Here is a 1,304-nt window from a genome sequence, read left to right on the forward strand (position 1 = left end):
ATATTTGCTCTTTAAAAATCTGGATCAAGCTGAAAATTGAAACGACACACATGTTATGTGTGTTCGAGTCTCTCAAATTTTCGCAAGTCGATGATGAATCGAAAGAAACATCTTCGGGTTGTGAGGTTAAGCGACTAAGCGTACACGGTGGATGCCCTGGCAGTCAGAGGCGATGAAGGACGTGCTAATCTGCGAAAAGCGCCGGCGAGGTGATATGAACCTTTGACCCGGCGATGTCCGAATGGGGAAACCCAGTGCAATTCGTTGCACTATCGTTAACTGAATACATAGGTTAACGAGGCGAACCGGGGGAACTGAAACATCTAAGTACCCCGAGGAAAAGAAATCAACCGAGATTCCCCCAGTAGCGGCGAGCGAACGGGGAGCAGCCCAGAGTCTGAATCAGCTTGTGTGTTAGTGGAACGGTCTGGAAAGTCCGGCGATACAGGGTGACAGCCCCGTACACGAAAGCACACAGGCTGTGAACTCGAAGAGTAGGGCGGGACACGTGGTATCCTGTCTGAATATGGGGGGACCATCCTCCAAGGCTAAATACTCCTGACTGACCGATAGTGAACCAGTACCGTGAGGGAAAGGCGAAAAGAACCCCGGCGAGGGGAGTGAAAAAGAACCTGAAACCGTGTACGTACAAGCAGTGGGAGCACCTTCGTGGTGTGACTGCGTACCTTTTGTATAATGGGTCAGCGACTTATATTCTGTAGCAAGGTTAACCGTATAGGGGAGCCGAAGGGAAACCGAGTCTTAACTGGGCGTTAAGTTGCAGGGTATAGACCCGAAACCCGGTGATCTAGCCATGGGCAGGTTGAAGGTTGGGTAACACTAACTGGAGGACCGAACCGACTAATGTTGAAAAATTAGCGGATGACTTGTGGCTGGGGGTGAAAGGCCAATCAAACCGGGAGATAGCTGGTTCTCCCCGAAAGCTATTTAGGTAGCGCCTCGTGAACTCATCTTCGGGGGTAGAGCACTGTTTCGGCTAGGGGGCCATCCCGGCTTACCAACCCGATGCAAACTACGAATACCGAAGAATGTTATCACGGGAGACACACGGCGGGTGCTAACGTCCGTCGTGAAGAGGGAAACAACCCAGACCGCCAGCTAAGGTCCCAAAGTCATGGTTAAGTGGGAAACGATGTGGGAAGGCACAGACAGCCAGGATGTTGGCTTAGAAGCAGCCATCATTTAAAGAAAGCGTAATAGCTCACTGGTCGAGTCGGCCTGCGCGGAAGATGTAACGGGGCTAAACCATGCACCGAAGCTGCGGCAGCGACACTTAGGTGTTG

Annotated in this window: 1 rRNA gene (cut by a window edge); it reads left to right on the plus strand. The window is 51.6% G+C overall.

The window, feature by feature from the left end:
• Window positions 1-124: 124 nt before the first annotated feature.
• A 23S ribosomal RNA gene (locus tag DFO52_RS22955) occupies window positions 125-1,304 on the plus strand (it continues 1,726 nt past the right edge of the window).

Origin of the sequence: Enterobacter sp. AG326, assembly GCF_004362415.1 — a bacterium.
GTDB classification, from domain to species: Bacteria; Pseudomonadota; Gammaproteobacteria; order Enterobacterales; family Enterobacteriaceae; genus Enterobacter; species Enterobacter asburiae.